Genomic DNA, 2,669 nt, shown 5'->3' with positions numbered 1-2,669 from the left:
CCAAGGCCCTAAAACCCGCGCCCAACCCCCACCTTTGGCGAAATCCCCATAGCACCACCCGACAACAACCAAGATTCGTTCCCTGGACACTTTCGTACGCCAAGAGGCATCCGAAACCCTTCACAGATTAGGTCAATAAGGCACCATTTACCTAAGTCCGAAAGCGGACATTTTGGCGACCCCGGAATCAGAGCCGCCAATCAAGTGGAAATCCGTGTTCAAGCGCGTGAACGTGGGTAGCTCGTGTCACGGTTCCTTCACTTCCCCCCTTTCGCCGCTTCAATAGCGATGAGGTTGTCGTCGCTATTGCGGTCAATCCGCTTCACATATGGGTCCACGCCAGCAAAGGCGGGCTCGGTGCCAGCCGGCAAAGTGAGGACCACCTGTTGGCGGCCGCTACGAAGAGGCCGACGTTCAAAGGCCAACACATTGACCTTGGTGAAGCCTTCGTCCTCTGGTTTTTTGCTGAATACACCTACTTCCCAAGCTTCCGTCATCGGGGCCTCGGTCTCTTTGCCCTCGCCATCGGCATAGAGTTTTTTGACTTCGACCGTCAGCGTTACCTGCCAACGCCCGTCAGGTAATTTGACCTTGGTGGCCGATGTTGTTTTTGCATCATATAGCGTGATCTTCTCAAACAGATCGGTGATCAATTGCTGCTTTACTGGGTCCGGCCCCACTTCCGCGCGCAAATAAGCGATGAATTGGGTGCTCGTGGGATAGGGAGCTGGCTTGAAGGCGAATTGGGCGATCAACTTGCGGATAGCGGCATTCACCGGTTCCTCACCCACTTCATTGCGCAGGAAGTACATCACCAAGGCACCTTTGTTATAGTGGATGTAGCCTTGGTTCTCGACGCGGTTGAGGGGCAATTCTTCCACCACCTCGCTGCCGCGCGCACCCAAATAGGAATCGAGCTCATTCTTCAAGAATTGGCGGACTTGTTCTGGCCCCAATATGTCTTCCATCACCAATAGCGCGCCATATTGAGAGAAGCTCTCTGACAACATGGTCGAGCCCTGCTTATCACCGCCAACAAACTGGTGGGCAAACCATTGGTGCGCGATTTCGTGCGCCGTGACGAAGGTAACAAGGTCGATCTTCTTCGGATCGCGATTAGCCTGAAGCCAGCCAATATCCTCGCTAAAGGGCACCGTATTGGCAAAGGCCTGTGCAAAAGTGTCGTAGCCTGGGAATTCCAGAACGCGGAACTGCCGGAACTGATAGGGCGAGAAACGCTCTGAGAACAGGGTCAAAGACCGATGCGCCGCCTTCTCCATCCGCTCTAGGTTCGCAACATGTTTGGGGTGATGGTACAATTCCACCGAGACCGGCTTTCCTGCCACCAGGACCTGCGAACGCTTCACACCATAACGCGCTGACTGGATCGAGAAGAAGTGGTGGATCGGTGCCTCAGTCACAAAGCGACGCGTGATGCGGCCATCCTTCTTGGTCTCAGAAACCTGATATCCGGGCGCGATGGGGATTTGATCATCGTCTGTGCTGACGGTGATGTCGGCGTTCACCCAATGGCTGTCGGGCCGCAGATAGTGATGCGCATCACCCTTTGGGTCTTCCAACTTATAGGGACGACGGTCCGGGTCGAGGCCATATTTGCGCCGCTTGGATCGATCGGTCAGCCAGTTGCCGCGCGAGACACCGAGGATGGGCGTCAGCTCGAAATTATTGAGGAAAGTACCATTGGCGATCAGTCGGCTTTGACCGCTGCCATTGGTAAAGCCCTTGCGGCCATAGGTGGTCACAAAGGTCACAATGCGCTTTTCGCCCGGTGCCATCGGCTTCTCAAACCGATAAAGGGTCACGTTATAGTTGGGCCAGGCCTTTTCAACCACCACGCCGGGGATGGACAAGCTTGCCCGCTCGACCGTCGCTTTATCGGGTAGCGCGGCAATCATGCGTGTCAGCGGGGCACCGGTTTGGTTTTCGATGACATAGCTGCCAGTCACATCGGCTTGGCGATCCTTGGGGCGCAAATTGACGGTGAGCTTTACGTCTGTGATCGTTGGGCCTGGCATCTCCTCATATTGGGCGAGGGCTTTCTCGGCATTGGCTAGGCTTTCTTCGGCGGCAACGCTTGACTGGTAGCTATTGAGCACATTGGTGTTGTAGAAGATCCAGCCGCCTAGGCTGGCAAAGGCGATAACCGCGGAGGCCAATGCAAGCCCCGTCGCACCCATCATCCGGCGTGGGAAGCGGTTGATCCGAGGCATCAACCGTGTCTCCGCCCCGCGCCGCCACAGCCCATAAGAGAGGATCACCAAAACGACACAGAATGCACCCCAATAGAGGTCAAACCAAGTCCTGCCGATCCAGAAGTGCGCCATGCCGTTGAAGGCACTTAAGGGCGTACCGGGGCTGCCGCCAAAATTATACAAATTGTGCTGGAAGCCCATGCTGGCTAAAGTGATGGAGGCAACCAAATAAACCAGCAGACAGCCCCAGCCGACATATTTATTGGGCGAGAGCGCTTGGAAAAAGACGGCCAGAATGGCGAGCTGGAGCGCTGAGATCGTGCCAGGCACAATCCACCAGAGCAAATAGCCCATGGGTTCAAGGTCTGCATAACCCTTAAACAGCTGGACCCCCATCGCCGCCAGCATGCCAACAATATTCGTTGCCAATAGAACCAAAAAAATCGCCAAAACTTT

Annotated in this window: 1 protein-coding gene; it reads right to left on the bottom strand. The window is 55.3% G+C overall.

All coding sequences use genetic code 11. The annotated features are described in order from the left end of the window. Positions 1 to 257: 257 nt before the first annotated feature. On the bottom strand, positions 258 to 2,669 hold a 2,412-nt coding region (locus tag ACIQ20_RS16535), incomplete at its 5' end, for a M1 family aminopeptidase (RefSeq protein ID WP_395782257.1).

The sequence above is a fragment of the Aquidulcibacter sp. genome (assembly GCF_044346625.1).
Taxonomy (GTDB): domain Bacteria; phylum Pseudomonadota; class Alphaproteobacteria; order Caulobacterales; family Aquidulcibacteraceae; genus Aquidulcibacter.
Note: the sequence above shows the minus strand (reverse complement) of the source record. Positions and strands in the feature narration are given on the sequence as shown.